The organism is Microbacterium sp. CFBP 8801 (assembly GCF_014839455.1).
Classification (GTDB): domain Bacteria; phylum Actinomycetota; class Actinomycetes; order Actinomycetales; family Microbacteriaceae; genus Microbacterium.
Map to the genome: position 1 here is coordinate 311,711 of NZ_JACYNU010000001.1, position 26,996 is coordinate 338,706.

Annotated in this window: 28 protein-coding genes and 2 tRNA genes; 21 read left to right on the forward strand and 9 right to left on the reverse strand. The window is 68.5% G+C overall.

Annotated elements, in window-relative coordinates:
* Nucleotides 1–1,245: 1,245 nt before the first annotated feature.
* From IFR11_RS01515 to IFR11_RS01545, 8 genes are all read left to right on the forward strand, one after another.
* Complete coding sequence (locus IFR11_RS01515; protein WP_191914995.1) at nucleotides 1,246–1,791, forward strand: hypothetical protein; 546 nt, start codon at nucleotides 1,246–1,248, stop codon at nucleotides 1,789–1,791.
* A 56-nt stretch (nucleotides 1,792–1,847) separates the two neighbouring features.
* Complete coding sequence (locus tag IFR11_RS01520; RefSeq protein ID WP_191914996.1) at nucleotides 1,848–2,291, forward strand: hypothetical protein; 444 nt, start codon at nucleotides 1,848–1,850, stop codon at nucleotides 2,289–2,291.
* Nucleotides 2,292–2,434: 143 nt separating this feature from the next.
* A complete protein-coding gene (locus IFR11_RS01525) occupies nucleotides 2,435–2,695 on the forward strand; it encodes a hypothetical protein (protein WP_191914997.1) in 261 nt (86 codons plus the stop codon).
* A 3-nt stretch (nucleotides 2,696–2,698) separates the two neighbouring features.
* Nucleotides 2,699–3,040 carry a hypothetical protein gene (locus IFR11_RS01530; RefSeq protein WP_191914998.1) on the forward strand — a complete coding sequence of 114 codons (342 nt, stop codon included), beginning with the start codon at nucleotides 2,699–2,701 and terminating at the stop codon, nucleotides 3,038–3,040.
* A 167-nt stretch (nucleotides 3,041–3,207) separates the two neighbouring features.
* Nucleotides 3,208–3,414: a hypothetical protein gene (locus tag IFR11_RS16205; RefSeq protein WP_192040442.1), complete on the forward strand. Its 207-nt coding sequence runs from the start codon at nucleotides 3,208–3,210 to the stop codon at nucleotides 3,412–3,414.
* A gap of 207 nt (nucleotides 3,415–3,621) precedes the next feature.
* Nucleotides 3,622–3,786: a hypothetical protein gene (locus tag IFR11_RS01540; RefSeq protein ID WP_191915000.1), complete on the forward strand. Its 165-nt coding sequence runs from the start codon at nucleotides 3,622–3,624 to the stop codon at nucleotides 3,784–3,786.
* Between the two features lie 29 nt (nucleotides 3,787–3,815).
* Nucleotides 3,816–3,950: a hypothetical protein gene (locus tag IFR11_RS16495; protein WP_274604415.1), complete on the forward strand. Its 135-nt coding sequence runs from the start codon at nucleotides 3,816–3,818 to the stop codon at nucleotides 3,948–3,950.
* Between the two features lie 160 nt (nucleotides 3,951–4,110).
* Nucleotides 4,111–4,716, forward strand: a complete 606-nt coding sequence (locus IFR11_RS01545; protein ID WP_342030230.1) for a recombinase family protein — start codon at nucleotides 4,111–4,113, stop codon at nucleotides 4,714–4,716.
* Here IFR11_RS01545 and IFR11_RS01550 read toward each other — a convergent pair.
* The 6 genes from IFR11_RS01550 to IFR11_RS01575 form a co-directional block, all read right to left on the reverse strand.
* A complete protein-coding gene (locus IFR11_RS01550) occupies nucleotides 4,713–5,426 on the reverse strand; it encodes a hypothetical protein (RefSeq protein ID WP_191915001.1) in 714 nt (237 codons plus the stop codon). The genes IFR11_RS01545 and IFR11_RS01550 overlap by 4 nt on opposite strands.
* A gap of 45 nt (nucleotides 5,427–5,471) precedes the next feature.
* Nucleotides 5,472–6,329: a hypothetical protein gene (locus IFR11_RS01555; protein ID WP_191915002.1), complete on the reverse strand. Its 858-nt coding sequence runs from the start codon at nucleotides 6,327–6,329 to the stop codon at nucleotides 5,472–5,474.
* A 24-nt stretch (nucleotides 6,330–6,353) separates the two neighbouring features.
* Nucleotides 6,354–7,004 (reverse strand): hypothetical protein, encoded by a 651-nt coding sequence (locus IFR11_RS01560; protein WP_191915003.1) that lies wholly within the window; start codon nucleotides 7,002–7,004, stop codon nucleotides 6,354–6,356.
* 57 nt (nucleotides 7,005–7,061) lie between these two features.
* The gene (locus IFR11_RS01565; RefSeq protein ID WP_206755286.1) at nucleotides 7,062–7,658 is read right to left on the reverse strand and encodes a hypothetical protein; all 597 of its coding nucleotides are present in this window, start codon (nucleotides 7,656–7,658) and stop codon (nucleotides 7,062–7,064) included.
* Nucleotides 7,659–7,756: 98 nt separating this feature from the next.
* Nucleotides 7,757–8,845 carry a tyrosine-type recombinase/integrase gene (locus IFR11_RS01570; protein ID WP_191915005.1) on the reverse strand — a complete coding sequence of 363 codons (1,089 nt, stop codon included), beginning with the start codon at nucleotides 8,843–8,845 and terminating at the stop codon, nucleotides 7,757–7,759.
* A gap of 128 nt (nucleotides 8,846–8,973) precedes the next feature.
* A tRNA-Gly gene (locus IFR11_RS01575) sits at nucleotides 8,974–9,047 on the reverse strand.
* A 255-nt stretch (nucleotides 9,048–9,302) separates the two neighbouring features.
* Between IFR11_RS01575 and IFR11_RS01580 the strand changes: the two genes are divergently transcribed.
* From IFR11_RS01580 to IFR11_RS01610, 7 genes are all read left to right on the forward strand, one after another.
* Nucleotides 9,303–9,376, forward strand: a tRNA-Pro gene (locus IFR11_RS01580).
* A gap of 73 nt (nucleotides 9,377–9,449) precedes the next feature.
* Nucleotides 9,450–10,919: a trigger factor gene (tig, locus tag IFR11_RS01585; RefSeq protein WP_191915006.1), complete on the forward strand. Its 1,470-nt coding sequence runs from the start codon at nucleotides 9,450–9,452 to the stop codon at nucleotides 10,917–10,919.
* Nucleotides 10,920–11,320: 401 nt separating this feature from the next.
* Entirely contained in the window at nucleotides 11,321–11,809 is a 489-nt protein-coding gene (locus IFR11_RS01590; RefSeq protein ID WP_191915007.1) for a tetratricopeptide repeat protein, read from the forward strand.
* Nucleotides 11,810–11,887: 78 nt separating this feature from the next.
* Nucleotides 11,888–12,472: an ATP-dependent Clp protease proteolytic subunit gene (locus IFR11_RS01595; protein WP_055836866.1), complete on the forward strand. Its 585-nt coding sequence runs from the start codon at nucleotides 11,888–11,890 to the stop codon at nucleotides 12,470–12,472.
* A gap of 23 nt (nucleotides 12,473–12,495) precedes the next feature.
* The gene (locus tag IFR11_RS01600; protein ID WP_055836869.1) at nucleotides 12,496–13,158 is read left to right on the forward strand and encodes an ATP-dependent Clp protease proteolytic subunit; all 663 of its coding nucleotides are present in this window, start codon (nucleotides 12,496–12,498) and stop codon (nucleotides 13,156–13,158) included.
* 77 nt (nucleotides 13,159–13,235) lie between these two features.
* Entirely contained in the window at nucleotides 13,236–14,504 is a 1,269-nt protein-coding gene (gene clpX / locus IFR11_RS01605) for an ATP-dependent Clp protease ATP-binding subunit ClpX (protein ID WP_055836872.1), read from the forward strand.
* A gap of 160 nt (nucleotides 14,505–14,664) precedes the next feature.
* On the forward strand, nucleotides 14,665–15,786 hold the full coding sequence (locus IFR11_RS01610; protein ID WP_191915008.1) for an epoxide hydrolase family protein: 1,122 nt from the start codon (nucleotides 14,665–14,667) through the stop codon (nucleotides 15,784–15,786).
* 69 nt (nucleotides 15,787–15,855) lie between these two features.
* Here IFR11_RS01610 and IFR11_RS01615 read toward each other — a convergent pair whose 3' ends face one another.
* The gene (locus IFR11_RS01615) at nucleotides 15,856–17,907 is read right to left on the reverse strand and encodes a M3 family metallopeptidase (protein ID WP_191915009.1); all 2,052 of its coding nucleotides are present in this window, start codon (nucleotides 17,905–17,907) and stop codon (nucleotides 15,856–15,858) included.
* An 81-nt stretch (nucleotides 17,908–17,988) separates the two neighbouring features.
* On the opposite strand from IFR11_RS01615, the gene IFR11_RS01620 reads away from it, so the two are divergent.
* Both IFR11_RS01620 and IFR11_RS16500 read left to right on the forward strand, forming a co-directional pair.
* On the forward strand, nucleotides 17,989–18,582 hold the full coding sequence (locus IFR11_RS01620) for a winged helix-turn-helix domain-containing protein (protein ID WP_191915010.1): 594 nt from the start codon (nucleotides 17,989–17,991) through the stop codon (nucleotides 18,580–18,582).
* Nucleotides 18,579–18,701, forward strand: coding sequence for a hypothetical protein (locus IFR11_RS16500; RefSeq protein ID WP_274604416.1), 123 nt, complete (start codon nucleotides 18,579–18,581; stop codon nucleotides 18,699–18,701). The genes IFR11_RS01620 and IFR11_RS16500 overlap by 4 nt, the downstream gene beginning before the upstream one ends.
* Nucleotides 18,702–18,791: 90 nt before the next feature.
* On the opposite strand, the gene IFR11_RS01625 is transcribed toward IFR11_RS16500, so the two are convergent.
* Together IFR11_RS01625 and valS are read right to left on the reverse strand one after the other, a co-directional pair.
* Nucleotides 18,792–19,040 (reverse strand): hypothetical protein, encoded by a 249-nt coding sequence (locus IFR11_RS01625; RefSeq protein ID WP_055836886.1) that lies wholly within the window; start codon nucleotides 19,038–19,040, stop codon nucleotides 18,792–18,794.
* The gene (gene valS / locus IFR11_RS01630) at nucleotides 19,040–21,607 is read right to left on the reverse strand and encodes a valine--tRNA ligase (RefSeq protein ID WP_191915011.1); all 2,568 of its coding nucleotides are present in this window, start codon (nucleotides 21,605–21,607) and stop codon (nucleotides 19,040–19,042) included. Before valS ends, IFR11_RS01625 begins: the two co-directional genes overlap by 1 nt.
* Nucleotides 21,608–21,851: 244 nt before the next feature.
* Here valS and IFR11_RS01635 point away from each other — a divergent pair, with 244 nt between their 5' ends.
* Genes IFR11_RS01635 through IFR11_RS01650 form a run of 4 tightly spaced genes read left to right on the forward strand, consistent with a single transcriptional unit; the run spans nucleotide 21,852 to nucleotide 26,879 of the window.
* A complete protein-coding gene (locus IFR11_RS01635) occupies nucleotides 21,852–23,465 on the forward strand; it encodes an ABC transporter substrate-binding protein (protein ID WP_191915012.1) in 1,614 nt (537 codons plus the stop codon).
* 14 nt (nucleotides 23,466–23,479) lie between these two features.
* Nucleotides 23,480–24,457 carry an ABC transporter permease gene (locus tag IFR11_RS01640; protein ID WP_191915013.1) on the forward strand — a complete coding sequence of 326 codons (978 nt, stop codon included), beginning with the start codon at nucleotides 23,480–23,482 and terminating at the stop codon, nucleotides 24,455–24,457.
* An 11-nt stretch (nucleotides 24,458–24,468) separates the two neighbouring features.
* Complete coding sequence (locus tag IFR11_RS01645) at nucleotides 24,469–25,263, forward strand: ABC transporter permease (RefSeq protein WP_342030231.1); 795 nt, start codon at nucleotides 24,469–24,471, stop codon at nucleotides 25,261–25,263.
* Nucleotides 25,260–26,879 (forward strand): ABC transporter ATP-binding protein, encoded by a 1,620-nt coding sequence (locus tag IFR11_RS01650; RefSeq protein ID WP_342030232.1) that lies wholly within the window; start codon nucleotides 25,260–25,262, stop codon nucleotides 26,877–26,879. Before IFR11_RS01645 ends, IFR11_RS01650 begins: the two co-directional genes overlap by 4 nt.
* The last annotated feature ends 117 nt before the right edge of the window (nucleotides 26,880–26,996 follow it).

The window sequence follows — 26,996 nt, forward strand, 5'->3', positions numbered from 1 at the left end:
TAGCAACGTTGTGCATATCTAGCGCGAACCAGCGTCAAATGTTGGTTAGTGCGAGTAAGGAAATAAATACCAGGTCAGAGTATAAATTCGCCTGATGAGATAACCTCGGCCTCATCCGCCCAGGGGGCAAAGAGAACCCGCCCCGACCCGGCCAGGTCTGAGGCGGCTGAAGAAACGATCTCTAGTGCCGACTTTAGCCGATCCGTCGCACCCACGCGCGGGGCGTCGCGTCCCCTTTACCCACGAGGCCTGCGTCGCTCACGAGCGCGCTGACCGAGCCGCATCCAATCTCGTCGCGGCACGGTCCATCCATCAAGACGGGTTAAATCGAGGCGATCGATATAACGCCCAGTACGAGCTAAACGGAATACGGCGCCTCTATTCGCTCCGTCAGGGCATCCGGCGATGTAGGCAAGGTGGGCGACGGTGCGAGTCCGCGCTCTGCNTGCGCCTCTATTCGCTCCGTCAGGGCATCCGGCGATGTAGGCAAGGTGGGCGACGGTGCGAGTCCGCGCTCTGCGCGGTATGCAGCACAGCCCGGGCCGGTCAGAACCGTAGGTCACTCCTCGACTCGCTCACAACAGCACAACACGGCACGGTGCTTCTCTGGACTCCCACGATCGCGGGACAGCCCGGAGAAAGCCTCAGAAGCCACTGGAGCGCTCTTGTGCAGGTCATTCAGGCCACGACCGCGGGAAGCTGGCTCAAGCGTCGAGGAGTCTCCGGAACCGCCCGTGCGATCGAGGTCGAGCACACCGAGGCCGGATGGCATCCACACGGGCACCTCTTGGTCTGTTTTCCAAAACGTCTCACCCGTGGCGAAGCCCGCCAGTTCGCGCTAACCCTGCGCGACCGCTGGATAGTCAAAGCCGCTGAGCTGGACCGGCACGCATCGCCGCAGGGGCAGCAAATCGCACTCATCGGAGAGTCCGACCTCCACCGTGCAGCCCGCTACGTGACCAAGAGCCGCGTCCGCGCTGATGCCACTGACACCCCGTCGTCCCTTTGGAGCAGCGTTCGGGACGGAGACGCAGACGCACTGGGCCTCGTGCACGAGTTGGAGGCTGGAAGCTTCCGCCGCCGCACCTGGACCACAACAGGCACATGCCGACCTGTCCTCGATCTGGACGACCTTCTCGCCTCCGGGGCGTTCTGAAACCCGTGTGCCGCATCGCCATCATTCCGCCGGGGTGAGGTCGATATCCTTAATGAAGCGGCACAGAGCCCCTTCAGGAGGAGGTCAGGATGCCGCGCGAATGCAGTCTGTGCAACGACAGCCAGAATCGCGACCGCATCGAGCGAGCCCTCGCAAACGGTGCCTCGTTCGCGTCCGTATCGCGGGAGACCCGGTTTTCCCTCTACTTCCCTGACTCGATCGAGCGGCACTGGAACAATCACGTAGCCAGTGAGCTGCGCGGCAACCAGGGCGCTCGCCTGGGCCTCGGAGCGGTGACGATCGCATCCCGCATGGTCGAGCTGATGAGCGCCGCTAGCGAGATCCGCGTGCGAGCGATGGCGACTGGCCACGACTCGACGGCGATCCGAGCGATCGTTGCAGAGCAGAGTCTCTTGGCCTCTATTGCCGACCGCGTAGGCATCCCCGCGGATCAAGCGCTCAACGAACTACCTAAGCTCGCCGCCCTCGCAGCCGCTGTCCAGCGAGCCGTTCGCGCTAACCCCGCCGTCGGCGAGGCGCTGGCCACCGAGTTGGATGCTGCCGACCGCTCAGAGGACGCAGCGGACCTCCGCATCCTGTTTTCCGAAACGACTCGAAAGGCGGTCTCAGCATGACTCCTCGCATTGCGACCCCCGGCGAGCGCATCGTCGCTCTCCACGATGGACTCAGCTTGCCGACCGGCCGCGGAACACTGGGCGGCGCGGGCATGACGCTCGCTCGCGGGAAGGTCTTCGTCGTGACCAGCGATCTTGTCGAGGCGAGCCGCGATCGCAATGGTGACCCGGGCTGGCCAGCACTCGTGCACGACGAGGAAAAGCAGACGGCCTTCTGGGGCCGACGCATGCTCGCACCCGCAGACGACGTCACCGAGGATCTTTCAATCCCGGAGCGCGGGTCGGCCGCTTGGGAGGAGGCCCGCGAAGCCGCCCGGGTCGCCGCGTGGCGGATCGAGGACCCCCGGGAGCGTGCCCTGGCGCGTGCGGCGGTCGAGCGGCGCTACGGCCCCGCGCCCCTCACATCATCCACGACGTGGTCGGACCCCGCGGAGCGTGAACGCCTCGACGCCAGCGCCCGCGCGGCGGACGCACGAGCCCAGGGCGGGGCGCTGCGATGACCGGCCTTACCCACCGACAGCGAGGAGCACGGGAGGAGGTGGACCGCCGCGCTCACGACTGGGGCGAGGCCGTCGCATGGTTGCTCCGCGCAGTGACCGGCTTCCCTGTCGAGCGCCCTGTCAGCTTCCGACGGCTCAACCGCATGAGCGACATCCACGGTGTGCCGAATTGGTCCCTGGCCCTCCGCCCCGCATATCGCCGCGACTGGGCAGAGGCGCTGCGCCTCGCCCGCATCGTCGCCGCCGACGACGGGGTGCCGTACGGAGCCGCTGTGCTCTTCCGCAAGGGGCGAGCCACCGAGCAGCAGCTCGTCGCAGTCGAGCTGGAAATCTATGCGCGAGCACTCGCCGGAGACCTCACGCCCGCCACCTCGACCCCGGCACCAGACCCCACGCCGACCTAGGCAATGCCGGAGAATAACGCCGTTCGCGGGCGGGAGTTCCGCGACGAGGTCGTGTCCTACATCCGCTCGAAGACGAGTCTCCCCGCCGCGGTGCGCGGCTCGCTCGATCTGAACCATCACGCCGCGGGGAGTATCGGCGGCGTCCCGGGCTGGACCCTCACCTCTGGCGCGAATCTTCTCGATCGTGGCCATGCCGAGCGCCTCGACTTCGCAGAGGTCGCAGCCGCAGCCGACGGGAACCGCCTGGCCGCAGCCGTCATCCAGCGCCCCGGCCTGCCCGTGAGGCACGCGATCGTGCTCATGTCCCTCCGCAGCTTCGCGTACTGGATCGGAGAACCCCAGTGACCACCGCACAGCGCACTCAGAAGCCCGCAGCCGCCACCCAACGCGCCCAGGTGGCACGAGCCCTGCAAGCAGCGCAGAAGCGCGCACAGTCGCCTGAGAGGCGCTCTCAGAGTGGCTTCCCCCTCACAAAGCGTTTGGTGGAGCCGACGTTCCGGGGACAACGCAGCGTGTTGCTCACGATCGCTGGCGCGACCGTCGCGGTCCCGGCCGGTGCGCGGATCTCTGTCGGCATCCAGCCGCGGAGTGCACTCGTGCTGGATCGTGAGCAGATCTTGCACTGCCTCACGGTCGAGGACGGGCGCGTGGTCGAGATTGCGGATCTTCCGCGCGAGTACGTGGCCGAGCTGCGCAGCCGCGCCTTTCCAAGCCGTTGACCCCCGGCCGGGATCGTCGAACCTCCTTGCGGCGATCGCGGCCGGTCCGGTGCAGTGACGACAGCGCTGCACCCCGCCGACATCTCGGAGGGGCCCTCCTTCCCCGACGACGGCCGAGGTGTCGGCGGCCCGCCTCTCACTTTCTCCTAGGGCATGGGCAGGAGTGAGAGGCGGGCCACCTCCCCCCATCGAAAGGAAGGTCCCGAGATGATGCCACCGAACGAGATCCGCGCCACCGCCGACGCCTTGTCCGCCCGCCTGGCCGCGGTGGAGCGTGGCGAGCAGAGCGCGACACCCGTTCAGCGAGCTTTCCTCGAAGGCGCAGAGCAGGCCCTCCGCGGCGTGCTGGGCGAGGGCGAGGCCCCACGGTGACCGACCGATGGGAACCGGTGTTTCGCCCCATGTCAATCACCGACGATGCCCAGAACTCGCGCGACATCGAAGCGATCCTGTTGGGCACCGCACCACCCGTGCAGATCGGAATGCGCCGAATAGGTGACGACTCCGGCGATGACGTCGCTCCGCAGCTCGCCTGACACAGCCGACGGAGGCCTCTCAAAAACGAAGCCGAGACGAGAGACCAGCGCGCCAATCAGGCTGCGCGTATCCCTGGGCTCACCCCAGCATCGGAAGGTGCGTCAGAACTCAAGCGAGAATGAGTCGCCTAAACGTCTGACTTAATGAGACACTGGACTCGTGACGGCCCCGCAAAACATCCGCCTCGGTTACACCCGTGTCTCGACCTCGGCCCAGGATGAAGCTCTTCAGCTCAGCGCCTTGGAAGACGCGAAGGTCCTGCGCCGGAACCGGTACTCCGACCACGGAGTCAGCGGCACGAGGACCTCGCGCCCCGGACTGGACGCCATGCTCGCCGATGCCTACGCCGAGCGTCAGGCTGGGCACGAGGTGACGATTGTCGTCTACCGTCTCGATCGCCTGGGCCGCAGCTCACTCCACATTGCGCAGCTCCTCGCTGACCTCACAGAGCGCGGGATCAATATCGAGTCGGTCTCGGACGGCCTGAATAGTGCCACCCCTATGGGACGCGCCATGCTTCAGATGGCCAGTATTTTCGCCGAACTGGAGCGCAATCTCATTGCCGAGCGCACCGTCGCCGGACTCGCCGCGGCTAAGGCGCAGGGCCGAGTCGGTGGTCGCCCCAGGGTGACCGACCCCAAGCAAGCTCGCACGGCGCAGACCTTGCGCAACTCGGGCGAGAGCGTGCCCGACATCGCCCGCACCCTGGGAGTCTCGATCGCAACGATTTACCGGATCACTCGATCGCCCGCGTCGAAAATCTAGGGGTCGAGGTGCCCCGATGGCTTCGACTTCGCTGTGAGCTGACCCGTCAACATGTCGGCTCGATTGGCGAGCTTTCGCGCCGTGCGTCTATAGCTGAGCGCCTCTGCCGGTGATGGGACGACTTGACCGTGCGCCACGAGGTTTCGAACCTTTTGGAGCCCCCGGATTGACGTAATGAGGCCCTCGTCGAGAAGCTCCGCTCGCTCCAGCTCTTTCAAGATGTTTCGTTCGCCGCTCGCTGGCCTATTGGGACCTAGCGAGGCGATGTCAAGCATCACCAGGCTGTGCAGCAGATCAGACCAGGAAAAAATGATCGCCCCAACGGGATCAATCTCAGCCCCCGCTTCAGTGTCGTAAAACGCGACCTCCTCCGACGCCTCGCCGCCTGACTGGGGATGCTTGTCCTTGCTGTCCGGTTTGCGACCGCCGTCGTCACGGCGCGTAGACCGGAGGGGCACTGTTGTGCCGTCCCGCGTTCCCGCGTTGCTCGCACCGTTGGGCTCTGCCGCCTCCAGCCTCTCTTCAGTCCGCGTGGAGATCGTCAGAAGGTCCTCAGCCAGGTTCATCTCAGCGCCCCACCCCTTGAAGCTGCGCAACCGCCCAATCAGTCGGCGTAACGGCTTGAGAAGGAGCAAGATGACAACCAAGAAAACGACCGGCCACGAGAGCACATCTCCGATGACGGAAGCCGCGAACTCTTTCCAGCCCATTTGGGAAGCATGACACAGAGCGCACGCCCTTCCGTCCTTGGCTCGTTAGCTTTGGATACGTCTCAGCATGTTGGCGAGGAGAATGACCGCGTCGGCCGCGACACCCGCCTCCAGCCGCGTGACAGTCTCCCGCCGGTGTTTGACTGCTTGCGCAAGCTCGATAGAAGCGCGTGCCAATTTGCGAAGCTCAGCGTTATCCCGGCCGTCAAGGGAAACTTCAATGAAGCGGTCTAGGCGGTTCTTGGTGCTAGCAATCGGAGGTTCTGATTCGTCGGCGCGGCCGTGAGTCGCATGGTCGTACACGGTCGCGCTCACAGCCTCCAGCACCGAGACCACATCATTGCCGACATTGGAGTAATCCTGCCGCGTCGACGCCGTCTCAAAGTGTCGCCTCAGCTCCGATATTTCCTCGTCAACGCGCGGCCACCCGGTGACTCGGTGAGGTGAGACTGCTGTCGCAAGGGTCGAGTGAATAGAGCCCGCCTCGCGCTCGTCCAGAAGCTGGTGGAGGGGCTCGAAATCCGCATCGAGCAGATCCCGGCGAGCTTGCCAGCTCCCAGTTGCCCCTGATGTCCGCCAGTACTTGTAGAACGTGTCGAAGTCGCGATACGGCGGGTTGAAGGTATCGATGTTCATCCGCCGAAGTACCGCCTTCAATGCGCGCATGATCGTGGCGGAATCCGCCTGCGACGAGACCTGATTCTCGTGAGTTCCGCGCCCTTCATACTCCTCGTGCACGAAACGAGCCAAGGCGACTGCAACCTCGACGTCGGGGTGGTCGGGTATCGGACCCGCTGTCACAGCGTCAAGCAGGTGGCTATCGATCACCGTCTGCGTGCTCGTTGACTGCCCACCCCAGATGTCGGGGAGGTCTTCTTGCTTCAGAAAGTCCCAACTACGCATGGTGCCGTCACACTCCACATTCACTCACAGTCGTGACCGGTCGCTGCGGTGCCAATCGGGAGGCCATTCCGCGCGGATGGCGTCAACCCAAGCTACGGCTTCACCCGGCCACTGCGTCGGAGGTTCCTCGCCCTGGAAGAGGAACTTGGAGCCCCGCTCGCGCGCCCCTACTCCCAGCACCGCTCCACCCGGCGTGCGCCGCCAGGCGCGGAACATCTGACCGTCTCGGGTGACCTCCACGAAGAAGCCGTGCGCCTGGGGGAGCCCGTGCTTCTCGGCGTCAACAATCCAGTCAAGAAGATCCGTCCAGTAGCGCCCTCCCTGCCGATCGAACTGGCCGTTCTGGCATGTCCAGATCCAGTCGAGGCGATCTTTCGTGGCCTCGAACTCCCGGCGATCTAGGTGTGCACCTTGGTCATCTACACCGCCATCTCCGACGTGCTCATCGAGGGCGCGAAGTCGCTCTTGTTCATCTCGTTCGCGGCGCGCAACGTCCTCACGAAACGAGCGCATGTATGCCAGGCCATCTCTCAAACCCGACTTGCGCCCGAGGTCGCTGTACCGTCCGGTGAACTTCGCCAGCAAGCCCAGCCGCAGCCGGGTGCCGACGAGGAGGGCAGCAACGAGCGCGGGCGTCAGCGGTCGGCCGAAAGCTCGTGCCCGAGCGCGCACCATATCTGTGCGAGCGTAGAAACCAAATAGGTAAAAGAAGGGGAGGAGAGAAAGCGGCAGTCAGAAGCCGAAGAACAACGAGCGGAAGAACTCTGCCCAGTCAGGCGGCTCCTGGAACAGGCGCACCGTCGTCCAGACGATGAGGAACGTACCCAACAACGCCAGAACGACATCGCACAGCCGCTTGACCGGGGCCCACTCGGGCTTGGTCGCGGCCACCGCAGTGAGAGCACCGAAGAAGATAGCCGCGAGCTGGACCACGATCTCCCATCCGAGGGCAAGAGGGGCAGTGTCCAAGTAGAGAGTGAGCAGCGCCGCGAGCGTCAACGTTTCGCGGATAAGGCGGTGAGTTAGAGCGCCGCCCGTCTTGAAGCTCATTGAGCGGAAGGTCATCGGCAGTATCACTGTGAAGGTCGTAATGACTGTGTCCTTCAGAAGCGCGGGCTCCCATAGACCGACCGCCCTCGCAATGAGCGTGGACAAGACGCACACTGCGAGGACGATCAGATACACGGCAACTAGGCGCGGCGCGAATGCCGCTGTCACCAATGGCTTGAGGTGGGGGACAACACCCCGCCTGGTCTTAGGCCACAGGAGTATCGCCACGATGGCAGCGAAGATGATGATGAGTGTTGCCCACTCACGAGAACTCAGCATTCAGCTCCCCCGGGTTCCGAGGCACTGCCTCCACCGGCACTCTAGGGGCGACCACCGACACTGCCCGAGCGAACCGCGCCCCGCATGGGGGAGAGGGGTTAGGAAGCCTTGTCGCGCAACTTGGACACCAGCGCGTCTACCTTCCTAACTGCGTCCGCGTGCATCCGTTCGTTCGAGTGCAGGTAGCGCCTGGTGAAGGTCGCAGAAGCGTGCCCCGCAGGCTCCTGCACGACGCGCTCCGATGCTCCCGCCTCGGCGACCAGGCTCAGGCCGATGTGCCGGACATCGTGCACATGGAAGTTCTCGTACCCAGCGGCCTTCAGGGCGTCGTCCCACGCATCCTGGAGGCTCCTACGGGGCATGCGCTCGGCGCGCTTGCCCGGGAACAGGGGAGTGGACCCGATCCCTCTCGGTAGCTTTTGGAGGGCATCCACGCCCCGCTGGAGAAGCTTGATGCGCTTGTGCTGGCCGGTTTTTGTGTCGGCAGTGAAGCCCAAACCGAGCTTCTGCTTAGTCACGGTGATGAGGCCGTCCCGCGACACGTCTGACCAGTCGAGCGCGATCAGCTCACCGAGTCGAAGATGACCGGCGAACATCACCTCGATTGCCGGTCGGTAGAACGCGTCAACGTGCGAGAGCACCGCGTCGAAGTCTTCGACGCTCCACGTCGGCCGCTTCTTCGAGACGTCCTTGCCGGGATCCTTCACCTTGCACGGTGACACGGAGAGCATGCCCCAGTCCACCGCCTGCTCCAGCGCGCCTCTGAGTGCGTAGTACGCGTTCCGCCTCGTGACGGGGTGGCTGGAATGCTTGGCCCACCAGAGGTCCACGGACCGGCGCGTGATGGTGTTCAGCTTGCGGGAGCCAAAAGTGGGGCTCAGAACCGTCTTGTGCAGGCTCACGAGGTTCTTAAAGGTGGAGGGCTTCACCTCCAGCTCACGCAGAGCTAGCCAGTCCTTGAAGAACGCGTCGAAGGTCACCGCCCCTCGACGGTCGTCCTGGTGCTCGCCCCTGTCCACTTCAGCGAGGATGCGGCGAAGCTCCTGTTCCGCCTGCCGTCGCGTCGAAGGCCTCAGCACCTTCGACCCGCGGCCCCCCTCCGGCGTGCTCCACTTCAGCCGGAAGCCGTCCTTGTACTCGCTGATGTTGCCTGTGCCGTGGCTGCGCTTCATGTTGTTTCCGCTCATGACCGTGTTACGCCGGAGAGCGGGTGCTGCGAAAGGCTTTTGTCCACGGATTTTCCACGGACGCCGATCGGCTCCAGCGGAGGGAGCCGAACTAGCTACGGAAACGGTGCTTGACCAGGCACTTACGGTGGAGGGGCTGACGAGAATCGAACTCGCATCATCTGTTTGGAAGACAGAGGCTTTACCACTAAGCTACAGCCCCGAAATCCGGCGACTCGAGGAGTCGCGGAATCGGACTTCTCTACTCTACGACACCCGTGGGAGTGCCTCCGACACCATGCGGGGGCACTCGTGCACGGGCGGGTGGCTCCTCGGCATCCGGAGGACCGGCAGGAAGTGCCGCCCGCGGACGCATCCCGAGCGGATCAGACAACCCCGCCGCAGAGAAACCGGCGTGCCCAGGCCGATCGACTAGACTTTCCTCGGTCGTTTCGTCGGCGCGTGCCGCGCGTCGCCCCGGGGCGTAGCTCAGCTTGGTAGAGCGCCCGCTTTGGGAGCGGGAGGCCGCAGGTTCAAATCCTGTCGCCCCGACGTCACGGCCCCACAGACCACAGGCCCAATCGGCCCCCGCGTGCGCGCGGGCCACACGAGGAGAACGAACCGCATGGTCAACAGCACCGTCGAGAAGCTCAGCCCCACCCGGGTCAAGCTCCACATCACGGTCTCGCCCGACGAGCTCAAGCCGAGCATCGCTCACGCCTACGAGCACATCGCGCGCGACGTGCAGATCCCCGGCTTCCGAAAGGGCAAGGTCCCCGCCCCGATCATCGATCAGCGCATGGGCCGCGGCGCGGTCATCGAGCACGCCGTCAACGAGGGCCTCGACGGTTTCTACCGCGCGGCCGTCGACGACCAGGAACTGCGCGTCATCGGTCGCCCCAACGCCGAGATCATCGAGCTCCCCGAGCTCAAGGACTTCTCCGGTGACCTGGTCATCGACGTCGAGGTCGACGTTCGCCCCGAGTTCGACCTCCCCGCCTACGACACCCTCACGGTGACCGTCGACGCGGTCGAGGCCGATGAGGCCGGCATCGACGCCGAGCTCGACCGCCTGCGTGCGCGCTTCGGCACGCTCGTCACCGTCGACCGCCCCGCGACCACCGGTGACTTCGTCGAGCTCGACCTGGTCGCCACCATAGAAGGCGCCGAGATCGACCGCGCCGAGGGCGTCTCGTACGAGGTCGGCTCGGGCGAGCTGCTCGAGGGCATCGACGAGGCCATCGAATCGCTCACCGCCGACGAGCAGACCACGTTCCGCTCGAAGCTGGTCGGCGGAGACCACGCCGGCGAAGAGGCCGAGGTCGCGGTGACCATCACCGCCGTCAAGGAGCGCGAGCTCCCCGACGCCGACGACGACTTCGCGCAGATGGCGTCGGAGTTCGACACGCTCGCGGAGCTCCGCGAGTCGCTGAGCGAGCGCGTGTCGCAGCAGGCCGTGTTCACGCAGGGCTCCGCCGCGCGTGACAAGTTCATCGAGGCCCTGCTCGAGGCCGTCGACATCCCGGTTCCGCCGGCGCTCATCGAAGACGAGGTGCACACGCACCTCGAGGGCGAGAACCGCCTCGAAGACGACGAGCACCGCGCCGAGGTCACCGAGGCGAGCGAGAAGCAGTTCCGCACGCAGATGGTGCTCGACAAGATCGCCGAAGACGCCAACGTGCAGGTGTCGCAGGACGAGCTCACGCAGTACCTGATCCAGTCGGCCGCGCAGTACAACATGGCGCCGCAGGACTTCGTCAACGCGCTCCAGCAGGGCAACCAGCTGCCCGCGCTCGTCGGTGAGGTCGCCCGCAACAAGGCCCTCGCGATCGCGCTCGGCAAGGTGTCCGTCGTCGACACGAACGGCAAGGCCGTCGACCTGACCGGCTTCGTCGCCGTCGAGGGCGAAGAGCCCACCGAGGGTGACGACGAGGTCGTCGAAGAGGCGCAGGAGATCGCGGACGCCGCGGCCGACGCCGACGCCATCGTCGAGGCCGAAGAGGCTCCCGCCGCGGAGGCTCCCAAGAAGGCTCCCGCCAAGAAGCGCGCGCCCGCCAAGAAGAAGGCCGACGACAAGGCCGCCGAGAGCGAGTAAGTCGTGACGAGGGGGCGGGTGCTACGGCATCCGCCCCCTTTCCCGTTCCCGGACTCTCTGTTGAGTGTCCAAGACACGCCGCGCGCCGCGCGCTCTGAGCGGCGAGTCTTGGACACTCAACAGGGGGTTTGCGCCCCGGGGCGCACGGGCGGTGCGGTGCGCGGCGCGCGGGCCGGAACCCGAGAGTGCGCACTCGGCCCCGGACCCGAGGGTTCGCACCCGGCCCCGAACCCGGGGGTGCGCACCCGGGCGCACCCCCCGGGGTACGCGCGGGGCGGCGCGCCCGGCGCCGGCTCCGAATGCTGTTGAGTGTCCAGGACATGCCGCGCCCAACTTCGGTGATGCGGCGTGTGGTGGACACTCGAGTGAGAAGGACGACGCCGAGAGGGCGGAGCGACGACATGGACGACTGGCAGGACCGAGTGGATGCCGTGTGGGCAGACGAGACGCTGGAACCCACCGCGGTGATCGCACGCATCGACGAGCTGGCCGCGGAGCGGCCCGACGACGACGCCATCGCGCTGTTCGAGCGGGCCGGCGCACGGGACTCCGCGGGCGTCGAGAACGAGGCGGAGGTGCTCTACCGCCGCGCGCTCGCCCTCGGCCTCGACGACGAGCGACGCACCCGCGCCATCATCCAGCTGGCCAGCACGATCCGCAACCTCGGCAAGACCGAGGAGGCCCTGGCACTGCTTCGCGCCGAGTACGGGCGCGAACCGCGCGGACCGCTGCACGATGCCGCTGCGGCGTTCTACGCCCTCGCGCTGGTGTCGACCGGTGCGCCCGAGCAGGCGGCATCCATCGCCCTCCGGGCCCTCGCGCCGCACCTGCCGCGCTATACCCGCTCGGTGACCGGGTACGCGCAAGAAATCGCCGACGAATCCCGCTGATCCGCCCGCGGCGAACACGGCATCCCGGCCCGCGGCCCGCCGGTAGATTCGTTGCAGATCACCGGAAGAGGAGCACACATGCCCGAACCCCTTATGGCAACGAGCGTCTTCGACAGGCTGCTGAAGGACCGCATCATCTGGCTCGGTTCCGAGGTGCGCGACGATAACGCCAACGAGATCTGCGCCAAGATCCTGCTGCTGGCCGCAGAGGACTCGCAGAAGGACATCTACCTCTACATCAACTCGCCCGGCGGCTCCATCACCGCCGGCATGGCCATCTACGACACGATGCAGTTCGTCCCGAACGACATCGTGACCGTCGGTATCGGCATGGCGGCGTCGATGGGTCAGCTGCTGCTGACCAGCGGCACCAAGGGCAAGCGCTACATCACGCCCAACGCGCGCGTTCTGCTGCACCAGCCGCACGGCGGCTTCGGCGGAACGTCGAGCGACATCCAGACGCAGGCGCAGCTCATCCTCGACATGAAGCGTCGTCTGGCAGAGATCACCGCCGCGCAGACGGGCAAGAGCGTCGAGCAGATCAACGCCGACGGCGACCGCGACCGCTGGTTCAGCGCCGCCGAGGCTCTCGAGTACGGCTTCGTCGACCACATGCGCGAGCACGCCACCGACGTCACCGGCGGCGGCGGGACCGCGGCCTGAGGCCGAGAGGAAAGGACACCGACATGAACATCCCCACTTTCGGCGGCGCAGCGTCACACATGCCCAGCAGCCGCTACGTTCTTCCTCAGTTCGAGGAGCGCACGGCCTACGGCTACAAGCGCCAGGACCCGTACAACAAGCTGTTCGAAGACCGCGTGATCTTCCTCGGCGTGCAGGTCGACGACGCGTCGGCCGACGACGTGATGGCCCAGCTTCTCGTTCTCGAGTCGCAGGACCCCGACCGCGACATCATCATGTACATCAACTCGCCCGGTGGCTCGTTCACGGCCATGACGGCGATCTACGACACGATGCAGTACGTCTCGCCGCAGATCCAGACCGTCGTGCTCGGTCAGGCCGCATCGGCAGCCTCGGTGCTGCTGGCCGCCGGTGCCCCGGGCAAGCGCCTGGCGCTGCCGAACGCCCGCATCCTGATCCACCAGCCCGCCATGGGCGAAGCGGGTCACGGGCAGGCGTCCGACATCGAGATCCAGGCGCAGGAGATCCTGCGCATGCGCACCTGGCTCGAGCACACGATGGCTCACCACACGGGCCAGGACGTCGCGAAGATCAACAAGGACATCGACCGCGACAAGATCCTGTCGGCGCAGGAGGCCCTCGAGTACGGCCTCGTCGACCAGGTGCTGACCACGCGCAAGCGCATGCCCGCGGCTCTCACCGCCTGACGCGCTTCTCGTCTCGNACGGGCACGGGTTAGGCTCGGGTACACACCGGCGGGGGCCGGGTGACAGGAGGAACCGGCATGGCACGTATCGGTGAAAGCGCCGACCTGTTCAAGTGCTCCTTCTGCGGCAAGAGCCAGAAGCAGGTGCAGCAGCTCATCGCCGGTCCCGGCGTGTACATCTGCGACGAGTGCGTCGAGTTGTGCAACGAGATCATCGAAGAGCGCATGGCCGAGTCCTCGGCGGGAGAAGTCGCCGAGTTCGACCTCCCCAAGCCCCGCGAGATCTTCTCGTTCCTCGAGGAGTACGTCGTCGGTCAGGAGGCCGCCAAGCGTGCCCTCGCCGTCGCCGTCTACAACCACTACAAGCGCGTGCGCTCGCACGGCACCCTGCAGCCCGCCGAGGCGCGTGCCGAAGAGATCGACATCGCCAAGAGCAACATCCTGCTGCTCGGTCCCACCGGCTGCGGAAAGACCTACCTCGCGCAGACCCTGGCCAAGCGTCTCAACGTGCCGTTCGCGGTCGCGGATGCCACGGCGCTCACCGAGGCGGGATACGTCGGCGAAGACGTCGAGAACATCCTGCTGAAGCTGCTGCAGGCCGCCGACTTCGACGTCAAGCGCGCCGAGACCGGCATCATCTACATCGACGAGGTCGACAAGATCGCCCGCAAGGCCGAGAACCCCTCGATCACGCGCGACGTGTCGGGCGAGGGTGTGCAGCAGGCCCTGCTGAAGATCCTCGAGGGCACCGTCGCGTCGGTTCCCCCGCAGGGCGGGCGCAAGCACCCGCACCAGGAGTTCATCCAGATCGACACGACGAACGTGCTGTTCATCGTGGCCGGCGCCTTCGCGGGGCTGGAAGAGATCATCTCCGCTCGCGTCGGCAAGCACGGCGTCGGTTTCGGCGCCCCGCTCCAGCGGAAAGAAGATGCGCCCGACCTCTTCAGCGAGGCGCTTCCCGAAGACCTGCACAAGTTCGGTCTCATCCCCGAGTTCATCGGTCGCCTTCCCGTCGTGGCATCGGTCTCGCCCCTCGACCAGGACGCGCTGATGGAGATCCTCACCGCCCCGCGCAACGCCCTGGTCAAGCAGTACCAGCGCATGTTCGAGCTCGACGGCGTCCAGCTGGAGTTCGACGAAGACGCGCTGCGCGCCATCGCCGACCTCGCGGTGCTGCGCAAGACGGGTGCCCGCGGTCTGCGCGCGATCCTCGAAGACGTGCTCGGACCGATCATGTTCGATGTGCCCTCGGCCGATGACATCGCCAAGGTGGTCATCACGCGGGCGTCGGTCGAAGACCGTGTGCCGCCGACGATCGTGCTCGCGCAGAAGCGCCGGAGCGCCTGAGCGCGAACGCCCGGCTCGTCTCGCCTGAGAAGATCGGGACCGTTTCGAACGACGGCGGCGCCGTAGCGCGAGCGTTCGCACACGCGGTCCTGCACCGGCGGTGACCAGACGGGCCGCAGCGTCGGCGAGCGATGTCGGAGGTGGCCGCTAACCTCGCGACATGGTCAGCGTCACACCCTTTCGAATCTCCGTTCCCGAGCACGACCTCGTCGACCTCCGAGAGCGTCTGCGCCGTTCCCGGCTGCTCCCGGATTCCCCGGGCCGACCGGCCTCGGGCATGACGGCCGACTACCTCGCCGAGCTGGTGGAGTCCTGGGCCGACTTCGACTGGCGCGCCCGCGAGGAGTGGCTGAACGCGCACCCGCAGGTGCTCGTCGACGTCGAGGGGGCGACGCTGCACGCCGTCCACCTCCGCGCGCCCGACCCCGAGGCGCCGGCCCTGCTCGTCATGCACGGGTGGCCGCACACCTTCGCCCTGCAGCTCGATTTCGCGGAACGCCTGCAGTCTCGCATGCATGTCGTGGTCGTCAGCCTGCCCGGGTTCGGTTTCTCGACGCCCTATCGGGAGGGGCCGATGACCGATGAACGGCTGGTGCGGTCCGTGCACGAACTCATGACCGAGCACCTCGGATACGAGACGTACGTCACCTACGGCGAAGACGTCTCGGCGTCGATCAACGACCTTCTGGCGGTGCGGTATCCGAATCAGGTGACCGGCATCATCGCGACGCACCCCCACTTCGCCGCCCCGAGTGACGAGTCCCTGTCCGCGCTCCCCGAGGTGCAGGCGTTCCGCGCTCATCTGGAGCGCGAGCGCGCATCGGGCGGTGCCTACAGCCACGCGCAGGCGACACGGCCCGACACCCTGGCGGTCGGACTGAACGACTCGCCCGCAGCGCTGCTGGCGTGGATCGTCGAGAAGTTCGTCGAGTGGGCCGACGTCGACACCGACGATCCGCGCTCGCTCGAGACGCGCATCTCCCGCGAGAGGATCCTCACCGAGGTGACCCTCTACTGGGTCACGCAGACGATCGCGACGTCGTTCCGGCCCTACTTCGACCATCACTCCGCCGACGCCGAGCCCGCCGCGACGACGACCGTGCCGGCTGCGGTCTTCATCCAGCGCCATGAGGCCGACTACCCCGAGGTGATGGCTCGGGCGTTCTACCGCGACCTGCGGGTGTTCGAGCGCTTGTCCGAGGGCGGTCATTTCACCGCGGCCGAGGTGCCGGAGGCGTTGGCGCAGCGCGTCGGCGACTTCGTCGAGTCGCTCACCCGCTGAGCGTGCTCGGTGACGTCCCGCCGTGGCCCCGCCCACGCCCGTCGGCGGCGAGGGCCACGGCGGGACGCCTCAGCCCGTGAGACCGCGGCGCTCCAGCAGCGGCTGGATGTCGGCGTCGCGCCCGCGGAAGTCGCGGTAGGCCGCCAGCGGATCGCCCGAGCCGCCGACGCCGAGCAGGCGCTGCCGGAACCGATCGCCGTTTTCGCGGCGCACGCCACCGTTGGCGCGGAACCACTCGACCGTGTCGGCGTCGAGCACCTCGCTCCAGATGTACGAGTAGTAGCCCGCGCTGTACCCGCCCGAGAACACGTGGGCGAAGTACGTCGACGAGTACCGGGTCGGCACCGCCGGGATGTCGAGGCCGATGTCCGCCAGAGCGGCGGCCTCGAACTCGGCGACGTCGATCTCGGCCGCCGCCTCGTCGACGGACAGGCCGTGCCAGGCCTGGTCGATCCACGAAGCCGCCAGGTACTCGCTTGTGGCGAAGCCCTGGTTGAACGCCTCCGACGCGTGCAGGCGTTCGACGACGTCAGCGGGGAGGGGCTCGTCGGTGTCGATGTGGCGGGCGTAGTTCGTCAGGATCTCGGGCCAGAGGATCCACATCTCGTTCACCTGGCTGGGGAACTCCACGAAGTCGCGGTGCACGGCGGTACCGGCGAAGTGGGGGTACGTGACCGTCGCGAAGAGCCCGTGCAGAGCATGGCCGAACTCGTGGAACAGCGTCGTGACCTCGTCGAGGCTCAGCAGCGTCGGCGTGCCCGGCGCGGGCTTGTTGACGTTGAGGTTGTTCACCACCACGGGAGCGGTGCCGCGCAGCGCCGACTGCGTGACGATCGAGTTCATCCACGCGCCGCCCCGCTTGGTGTCGCGGGTGTACAGGTCGAGCAGGAACAGGCCCAGCTCGCTGCCGTCGGCGTTGTGCACCTCGAACACGCGCACGTCGGGGTGATAGCCCTGCAGGTCGTGTCGCTCGCTCACGCGGATGCCGTACAGCTGCTCCGCGGCGAAGAACACGCCGTCGCGGAGCACGCGCTCCGCCTCGAACCAGGGCCGGAGCGCCGCGCGGTCGAGGTCGTACTCGGCTGCCCGAACCCTCTCGGTGAAGAACGCCCAGTCGTGCGCCTCGATCTCGATACCGTCGGCGTCGGCGATGCGCTGGAGCGCGGCCTGCTCGGCGCGGGCATTCGCCGCGGCGGGGGCAGCCAGGCGGCGCAGCAGCTCGTGCACGGCGGTGGGGGAGCCGGCCGTCTGATCGGCGAGGATGGCCGCGGCGTGCGACGGGTACCCCAGCAGGGCGGCACGCTCGGCGCGCAGCCGCACGATGTTGCGCAGCACCGCACGGTTGTCGTGCGCGTTGCCGCGGGTCCCGCGCGAGCGGGAGGCCTCGAGCAGGCGTCGACGACTCTCACGGTTGGTGAGCGACGCCAGGTAGGGGTGACCGGTGTACAGGGTCAGGGTGACGACGTAGCGGCCCTCGAGACCGCGGGCGGTCGCCGCCTGGGCTGCGGCCGACAGTTCGCCGGCGCCGAGACCGTCGAGCTCGGCGACGTCGTCGAAGACGACCGCGAGGTCGTTCGTGTCGGCGAGCAGGTTCTTCTCGAACGCGGTGGTGAGCACCGACAGCCGCTGGTTGAGGTCGGTCAGCTGGGCCTTCTGCGCATCGTCGAGACCGGCGCCGGCGAGGGCCATCTCGCGGTGGTGGCGTTCGACGAGGTACCGGCTCTCGGCATCCAGCTCGAGGTCGTCGAGGGTGGAGTGCACCGCCGCGATGCGGGCGAACAGGGCCGTGTCGAGCTGAATGGCGTCGCCGTGCGCGGCCAGGAGCGGCGCGAGTTCTTCTTCGACGGCCTGGATCTCGGGCGTTCCGTCGGCCGACGACACGGTGTAGAACGCCCTCGCGACGCGGTCGAGCAGTTCGCCGCTGCGCTCGAGCGCCAGGAGCGTGTTCTCGAACGTCGGAGCATCGGTCTGCGCCGTGATGGCGTCGACCTCGGCTCGGTGGGCGTCGAACGCCGCGCGGAACGCGGGGAGGTAGTGCTCGGCGCGGATGCTGCCGTAGGGCGGCAGGTCGTAGGGGAGAGCGGGCGGTGAGAGGAGGGGATTGGTCACGGCATCCGTCATCGTTCCAGCGTAGTCACGCGTCCAGCGACCGGATGCAAAGAAGTGCTTGCAAAGAAACTCGTGCAAAGGTATCTTTGCATCATGACCGAGCAGAACCGACCCCGGGAACGCGTCCTCGACGCCGGTGCCCTCCGCGCGCTCGCCCACCCGCTTCGCGTCCGACTGTTCGACATGCTCAGCCAGTACGGCGCCCAGACGGCGAGCGGCCTCGCGACGCTCACGGGGGAGTCCACGGGCGCGACCAGCTACCACCTGCGGGCGCTCGCGCGCCACGACCTCATCCGCGAGGTCGAGGGGCGCGGCACCGCCCGCGAGCGCTGGTGGGAACGCCCGGTGGGTGCGATCACGCTCACCAACCCCGAGCTGGCCGAGACCCCGGCCGGTCGTGCCGTGCAGGAGGCCGTCGCGAGCGAGACCCTCACCCTGCGGCAGCAGCAGCTCATGCGCTTCGTGCGCGACGGCTGGGAAGAAGCACCCGACTGGCGCGATGCCACGCTCATCGCCACCGCCAGCGCCCGACTGACGTCGGCGCAGATGGCCGACCTCAGCGCACGCCTGCAGGCGGTGATCGACGAGACGACCGACCGGTACCGCGATCAGACCGGCGACGACGTTCGCGTGGTGACCATGCGTGCCGACGTCTTCCCACTTCCCGCCGACGGAGTCGCCTCATGACCGCCCTCACGACCGCGGCGCCGCGCACGCTCGCCCCCACCGCCCTCGACCGCGCCCTGCTGGGCCTGTCCCGCATGCTCGCCCGAGCCCGGAGTCCCGCATGCGGGCGCGGGCGATGAGGCCCGTGCACAGCGAAGCACGGCGCGCCGCCCGAGGCGACGGGCGGTCGCCGTACGCCGAGGCGGAGTTCTACCTGCGCGTGCGCTGATTCAGGCGAACTCGTCGTCGTCGTCGTAGCGCACGACGACCTCGCCCGCGGCATCCTGGGTCACGACGACCCCGGTGTCGAGCTCGGCGACCGCACGCCCCTCGAGGAACGTGAGCGTCCACCGCGGGGCGGGGGCGCTCAGGCCGTCGGGGGTGAGTGCGGCCTCGACCGCGGCGATCTGCGCGTGCAGCGCCTCGGGCACGGCCTTCGGCGGCTGCTCGCGGGCTGTCCAACGGGTTCCGAGCTGCATCAGTCCTCCTGGGGTGCGAACACGATGTCGGTGACCGTGGTGGTCTCGGCCCCGACGAAAGAGATGGTCTCGATGCGGCCCACGGCGCGCAGGTCGCCCTCGGCCAGACGCAGGGCTTCGACGTTCGGACCCGAGACGGTGAGCGAGGTGACCGGCGTCTTCTGCGAAGCCTTGGCCTCCGTCTTGGCGCGACGGATGCCGATGAGCGCGGCGCTGACGGCGGTGAGCACGGCGGGGTCGCCGTCGATGCCGAGCGGCTCCGGCCACGCGGCGGTGTGCACCGAACCCTCTTCGAACCACGACCACGTCTCTTCGGCCGCGAACGACAGCACCGGGGCGAACAGGCGCACGAGCGCCGACAGGGCCGTGCGCAGCGCGAGCGCCGCCGACGCCTGACCCACGTCGGACTGGTCGTACGCGCGTTCCTTGACCAGCTCGAGGTAGTCGTCGCAGAACGTCCAGAAGAACGACTCGGTGATCTCCAGCGCCCGCGCGTGGTCGTACGCCTCGAAGGCCGCGGTGGCGTCTCGGATGACGGCATCCAGGGTCGCGAGCATCGACGCGTCGAGGTCGTGCGTGACCTCGGCGCCCTCGGGCACGGGGAACGACAGCACGAACTTCGCCGCGTTCAGCAGCTTGATCGCCAGGCGACGACCGATCTTCACCTGCGTCGGGTTCTGCGGGTCGAAGGCGGCATCGGTGCCCAGGCGGCTCGACGCCGACCAGTAGCGCACGGCGTCGGAGCCGTGCTGCTTCAGGATGTCGGCGGGAGTGACGACGTTGCCCTTCGACTTCGACATCTTCTTGCGGTCGGGGTCGACGATGAAGCCCGAGATCGCGGCATCCGACCAGGGGCTCCGGTCGTCTTCGAGGGCGCTGCGCAGCATCGTCGAGAAGAGCCAGGTGCGGATGATGTCCTGACCCTGCGGTCGCAGGTCGAACGGTGCGACGAGGTTCCACAGCTCCTCGTCGCGCTGCCAGCCACCGGCCAGCTGCGGGGTGAGCGACGACGTCGCCCACGTGTCGAGGATGTCGAGCTCGGGGTCGAAGCCGCCGGCCACTCCACGCTGGTCCTCGGTGTACCCCGGGGGCACATCGACCGTCGGGTCGACCGGGAGGGCGGCGAGGTCGGGCGTCAGCACGCGCGCGTAGTCGCGCTCCCCGTTCTCATCCAGCGCGTACCAGACGGGGATCGGCACCCCGAAGAAGCGCTGGCGCGAGACGAGCCAGTCGCCGGTGAGGCCGTTGGTCCAGTTCTCGAAGCGCACGCGCATGAAGTCGGGATGCCACGACATCTCGCGCCCCAGCGAGACGAGACGCTCGCGCAGCTCGGCATCCCGCGCACCGTTGCGGATGTACCACTGGCGCGTCGAGACGATCTCGAGCGGGCGGTCACCCTTCTCGAAGAACTTGACGGGGTGGGTGAAGGGCTTCGGGGCGCCCTCCATGGCGCCTGCCTCCTGCAGCAGCTCGACGATGCGCTTCTTGGCGCTGAAGACCGTCTTGCCGGCGAGTTCGCCGTACGCCGCCTTCGCGGCATCCGTCACGATCACGTCGGGGGCGTCGGCGACGATGCGTCCGTCCTTACCGATGATCGTGCGGTTCGGCAGGTCGAGCTCGCGCCACCAGATGATGTCGGTCACGTCGCCGAAGGTGCAGATCATGGCGATGCCCGAGCCCTTGTCCTTCTGCGCGAGCGGGTGGGCGAGCACCGGCACCTCGACGTCGAAGAGCGGGGTGCGCACGGTCGTGCCGAAGAGGGGCTGGTAGCGCTCGTCGTCGGGGTTGGCCACGAGAGCGACGCACGCGGCGAGCAGCTCGGGGCGGGTGGTCTCGATGAAGACGTCGCCCGAGCCGTCGGTCTTCGCGAAGCCCACGCGGTGGTAGGCGGCGGGCTGGTCGCGGTCTTCGAGCTCGGCCTGGGCGATCGCCGAGCGGAAGTCGACGTCCCACAGGGTCGGCGCCATCGACTGATACGCCTCGCCGCGCTCGATGTTGCGCAGGAACGCCAGCTGGCTCGTGCGGATCGAGTCGTCGGAGATGGTGCGGTAGGTCTGCGTCCAGTCGACGCTGAGCCCCAGCTCGCGGAAGAGCTCCTCGAACTGCTTCTCATCCTCGATCGTGAGCTGCTCGCAGAGCTCGATGAAGTTGCGGCGGCTGATCGGCACCTGGTCGGCGGCCTTGCTGCTCTTGTTGTCGCCGCCGGCGAACGGCGGGGTGAAGTCGGCGTCGTAGGGGAGCGAGGGGTCGCAGCGCACGCCGTAGTAGTTCTGCACACGGCGCTCGGTGGGCAGGCCGTTGTCGTCCCAGCCCATCGGGTAGAACACGGTCTTGCCGCGCATGCGCTCGAAGCGCACCTTCACGTCGGTGTGCGTGAACGAGAACACGTGCCCGATGTGCAGGCTCCCGGATGCCGTCGGCGGCGGGGTGTCGACCGAGTAGACGCCCTGCCGGCCGCTCTCGGCGGCGCGCAGGCGGTCAAAGACGTACGTGCCGCGTTCTTTCCACGCGGCGTCCCACTTCTGCTCGAGGCCTTCCAGGGCGGGCTTGTCGGGAATCGTGGCCATGGGAGTACTCCTCGAACGATATGGGCGGCACTGTGTGAGCGTGCCTGAAGGGGGTGGCCTCCAGGATACCGGGGTCGCCGTGCGCGCGTGGCGCCGGCGGGCGCGTGCTCGGCGATGTGCGCAAAGTCCGTGGGGTGGGGTGGATGCCGAGGTGCACAACGGCCCACGGCGTCGAGGTTTCCGCACCGCGTCCAGGAACCCGGGTAGTCTGAAACCTCCCCATCGAAAACTCTGAGGTTCGTCCATGCCTTCTTCGCTCTCCCGTCGCGTGCTGTCGGCGGTCGCCGTCGCCGCGGTCGCCGCCCTTTCCCTGTCGGCGTGCTCCGGCTCCGACCCGGGCGCCTCGGGCGACGGCGAGATCGTCTGGGCGATCGAGGGCGCGAACCTCTCGGCCGGGCACATGGACCCGCAGACGAGCCAGCTCGACGTGTCGGCCATGGTGCAGCGCGCGGTGCTCGACTCGCTCGTGTTCCAAGAGGCCGACGGTTCGTTCTCGCCGTGGCTCGCCGAGTCGTGGGACGTCGAAGACGGCGGCGCGAGCTATCTCTTCCGCCTCCGCAACGACGTCACCTTCCACGACGGGACGCCCTTCGACGCGGCGGCCGTGAAGGCGAACTTCGACCGCATCGTCGATCCCGACACGGCGTCGGCGCAGGCGGCATCCATGCTCGGCGGCGACCTGTACGCCGGCACCGACGTGGTCGACGAGCACACGGTGCGCGTGCGTTTCTCGCAGCCCTACGCCCCGTTCCTGCAGGCCGCGAGCACGGCGCTGCTCGGGTTCTACTCCCCGGCCGTGCTCGAGACGAAGGCCGACCAGCTCAAGGCCGGCGGCCCCGGCGTCACGGTCGGCACCGGCCCCTTCGAGCTCACCGAGTACACGCCCGATCAGGACATCGTGTACACGCGCAACGACGACTACACGTGGGGACCCGACGGGGGCGGCAAGCCCGCGTTCGAGACCCTGCGCGTCGACATCCTGCCCGAGGCCTCGGTGCGCGTCGGCGCGCTGTCGAGCGGCCAGGCCGACGTCGTGACCAACCTGCCCCCGAACCTCGTCAGCCAGGTCCCGGCCGATGACACCGTGGAGTCGATCGAGTACCCCGGCCTGCCCTACTCGCTGTTCCTCAACGAGAAGTACGGCGTCTTCGCCGACGAGAAGGTGCGCCAGGCCTTCACGCGGGCCATCGACGTCGACACCGCCGTGCAGGAGATCTTCTTCGGCCAGTACCCGCGCGCCTGGAGCATCCTCGGCTCCACGACTCCCGGCTACGACGCGAGCCTCGAGAACTCGTGGCCCTTCGACGCGGCCGCCGCCGGCGCCCTGCTCGACGAGGCCGGATGGACCGGACGGGATGCCGATGGCATCCGCACCAAGGACGGCCAGCGCCTCACGGCCCGCTGGATCGCCTGGACCCCCGTGCCCGACGACCGCGCCGCACTCGCCAACGCCGTGCAGAGCGACCTCAAGGCGATCGGATTCGACCTGCAGCGCGAGGTGCTGGAGCCCGGTGCGTACAACGAGCAGTACGGCCCGAAGACCTACGACGTCACCGACTGGGGCTTCTCGGGTGTCGATGCCGATCTGCTGCGCAGCCACCTCGCCACCGACGGCTTCCAGAACGCCTCGCAGGTGAGCGACCCCACCGTCGACGCGCTGCTCGCCGAGGGCGCGTCGACCACCGACCCCACCGCGCGCGCCGAGATCTACGCCCAGGTACAGCAGTGGAACGCCCAGCACGCCGCGATCGTGCCCCTGTACAGCCCCGCGCTCATCAGCGCCGTCCGTCCCGACGTGACCGGCCTGACGTTCGACCTCTACGGTCGGCCGCTGTTCGCCACGGCCGCCGTCGGCTGAGACTCGGACCCGGAATGCCACGATCTCGCTCGCGCGCCCTGCTGAGGCGCATCGGCGGGATCGTGGCATCCGTCGTCGTGGTGCTGTGGGGGGCGGCGACGCTGGCGTTCGTGGCGTTCCGCATCATCCCCGGCGATCCGGTCGACGTCATGCTCGGCCCGCAGGCGCAGGTGAGCGACGCGGTGAAAGACGGGATCCGCAGCGAGCTGGGCCTCGACCGCCCGGTCTTCGAGCAGTACGGCGCCTTCCTCGGTCGACTGCTGCGCGGCGACCTGGGGGAGTCGTACCAGCTGCGGCAGCCCGTGGCCGAGGTGATCGGGCGTCAGCTCGGACCCACGCTGCAGCTCTCGGCCCTCGCGCTCGTCATTGCGGTGCTGCTCGCCCTGGCCAGCGCCCTGCTCGTGCGCGGGCGGACGGGCCGAGCCTTGGCATCCGGGATCGAACTCATCGTGCTCTCCTCGCCGGTGTTCTGGACGGGACTCGTGCTGCTGTCGGTGTTCTCCTTCCAGCTGGGGTGGTTCCCGGTGTCGGGGGCGAGGGATGCCGCGGCCCTCGTGCTGCCCGCGGTGACCCTCGCTCTGCCGGTCGCCGCGCTGCTGTCGCAGGTGCTGCGTGACGGCGTGGAGTCGGCCGAACGGGAACCGTTCCTCACCACCGTGCGTGCCCGCGGGGCGACGCCGCTGCGCGAGAGCGTGCACCACACCCTGCGCCACGCGAGCGTCGGCGGCGTGACGCTCGCGGCCTACCTCGTCGGCTCGCTGCTGGGGGGTGCGGTGCTGGTCGAGACGGTGTTCGCGCGTCCTGGAATCGGCCGCGTGACCCTCACCGCGATCACCGATCGCGACCTGCCCGTCATCACGGGAGTCATCCTGCTGAGCGCCCTCGTCTTCGTCGTCGTGAACACGGTGGTCGACCTCGTCGTGCCCGTGCTCGACCCGAGGCTGCGGCGGGCCGACGCCGCCCTGCGCGCCCGGGTGGGGGTTCCGGGGTGAGGGGCCGCGTCGTGGCGCTGAGCACGGCGGGCGCCGTTCTCGCCGTCGTCGCCGTCGCCGCCTTCGCGCCGGGGCTGCTGGCCACTCACGACCCGCTGCTGACCGACGTGCGGGCGGCGCTCCAGCCGCCGAGTGGCGCCCACTGGTTCGGCACCGACCAGAGCGGACGCGACGTCTACTCGCGTGTGGTCTTCGGCGCGGGACGCTCGGTGGGCATCGGACTGCTCGCCACGGGGCTCGCGCTGGTCGTGGGCGTGATCGTCGGGTCGCTGTCGGCGATGGCACCGCGCCTGGTCGACGCCGCGGCGATGCGCGTCGTCGACGTGCTGCTGGCGTTCCCCGAGTTCCTCGTGGCGCTGCTGGTCGTCGCCGTGCTCGGTCCCGGGTCGGTCAACGTCGCGGTGGCCGTCACGATCGCCGCCGTCCCCGTGTACGTGCGCCTGGCGCATGCGCAGACGCGCACCTCGGCCGCCGCCGAGCACGTCGAAGCGGCGCGGATCGTGGGGGTTCCGGCGGTCACCGTGCACGTGCGGCACGTGCTGCCGGGAGTGCTGGGCGCGGTGAGCGTGCTGGGCACGATCGGCATCGGCACGAGCATCCTCGCCGCCGCGGGCCTGAGCTTCCTGGGCCTCGGACCGACCGAACCGACACCGGAGTGGGGACTCATGCTCTCGGCCGGACGCAACCTGCTGCTGCAGGCGCCCTGGGTCGCCGTGTTCCCGGGCCTCGCCATCACCGCGACGGTGGTCAGCGTGAGCATCGTCGGTCGTATCCTGCGCGCGCGCGCCGAGGAGCGCGGCGCGTGAACGGGCGAGAGGGGCGGGGCGTGGCGGTGGCGGGTGTGAGCGGCGCGGGCGGGAACGGCGCGGGCGGCGTGCACGTGCGCGGGCTGCGCATCGCCGACGGTGACACTGAGCTCGTCCGCGGACTCGACCTCGACGTCGCGCCGGGGGAGTGCGTCGCGATCGTGGGGGAATCGGGCACGGGCAAGTCGCTGAGCGCCCGCGCACTGCTCGGACTGCTCCCGCGCACGCTGTCGTGGAGCGCCGAAGCCCTGCGCATCGACGGCGTCGACGCGCGCGCCCTCGGCGGGCGGGCCTGGCGCAGGCTCCGGGGGCGACGCATCGCCCTCGTGTCGCAGGACGCCCTGGTCTCGCTCGACCCCCTGCGCCGGATCGGCGCCGAGGTCGCCGAGCCCCTGCGCATCCACGAACCCGCCGTGCGCGGCGACGCCCTGCGCGATCGGGTGCGCGCGGTGCTGGAGCGCGTGGCCCTGCCCGAGCCCGACCGGCGGGCGCGTCAGTACCCGCACGAGCTGTCGGGCGGCCTGCGCCAACGCGCGCTGCTCGCCTCGGCGCTGGCGGCGGGTCCCGGCATCCTGGTCGCCGACGAGCCCACGACGGCACTGGATGCCACCGTGCAGGCGCGCGTGCTCGATCAGGTGCGCGCGATCGCCGACAGCGGCGTGGCCGTGGTGTTCATCAGCCACGACCTCGCTGCCGTCCGTCGCGTGGCCGACCGGGTGATCGTGCTGCACGACGGACGCGCGATCGAGACGGGGACCACGGCCGAGGTGATGGCCGCCCCCCGAGACCCCCACACCCGTGCGCTGGTCGATGCCACCCGGCATCCGCCGTTGCATCGCGCCCCCCGCACCGACGCCCCGCTGGCCTCGGGCACGTCCCTCACGAAGCGGTTCGGTGACCGCGCGGCGGTCGACGACGTGTCGTTCGCCGTGCGGCGCGGCCGCACCCTCGCCGTGGTCGGGGAGTCGGGCTCGGGAAAGACGACGCTCGCGCGGATGATCGTCGGCGTCGCCGAACCGGATGCCGGGACCCTGACCTTCGACGGCCGCCCGTGGTCGCCCCGCGCGGCGAGGGGCGCCGCCCGCCGTCGCGTGCAGCTCGTGCAGCAGAACCCCTGGGGCGCCCTCGACCCGCGTTGGAGCGTCGGACGCACGCTCGGCGAGGCGGTCGCCGCCGCGGGTGTGCCGCGTGCCGGCCGTCGGGCGGCGGTCGGCGACCTGCTCGACGAGGTGGGGCTCGGCCCGGCGTTCGGCCGACGGCTTCCGGCCCAGCTGTCGGGCGGTCAGCGCCAGCGCGTCGCGATCGCCCGCGCCCTCGCCGCCGACCCCGACCTGCTCGTGCTCGACGAGCCGGTGTCGGCGCTCGACGCGACGGTGCGCGAGCGGATCCTCGAACGGTTGCTCGCCCTCCAGCGCGAGCGCGACCTCGCGATGGTGTTCATCACGCACGACCTCGACGTCGTGGCCTCGATCGCCGACGACGTCATCGTGATGAAGGACGGCCGCGTGGTGGACTCGGGCACGGTGTCGTGCGTCTTCGCCGATCCCCGGCATCCGTTCACGAGGGAGTTGCTCGCCGCGGCGGGCGTGGGTACCGGCCCGTCCGCCGACGGGTGAGCTGCGCACGCCCACCCGCGCGCGCGAATGCGCGACTGCCGGCCCTCGGCAGCGGGCGGCCGACCGCGCGGGCACAGCCGCGTTGAGTGTTCAGGACACGCCGTGCCTACATAGCCT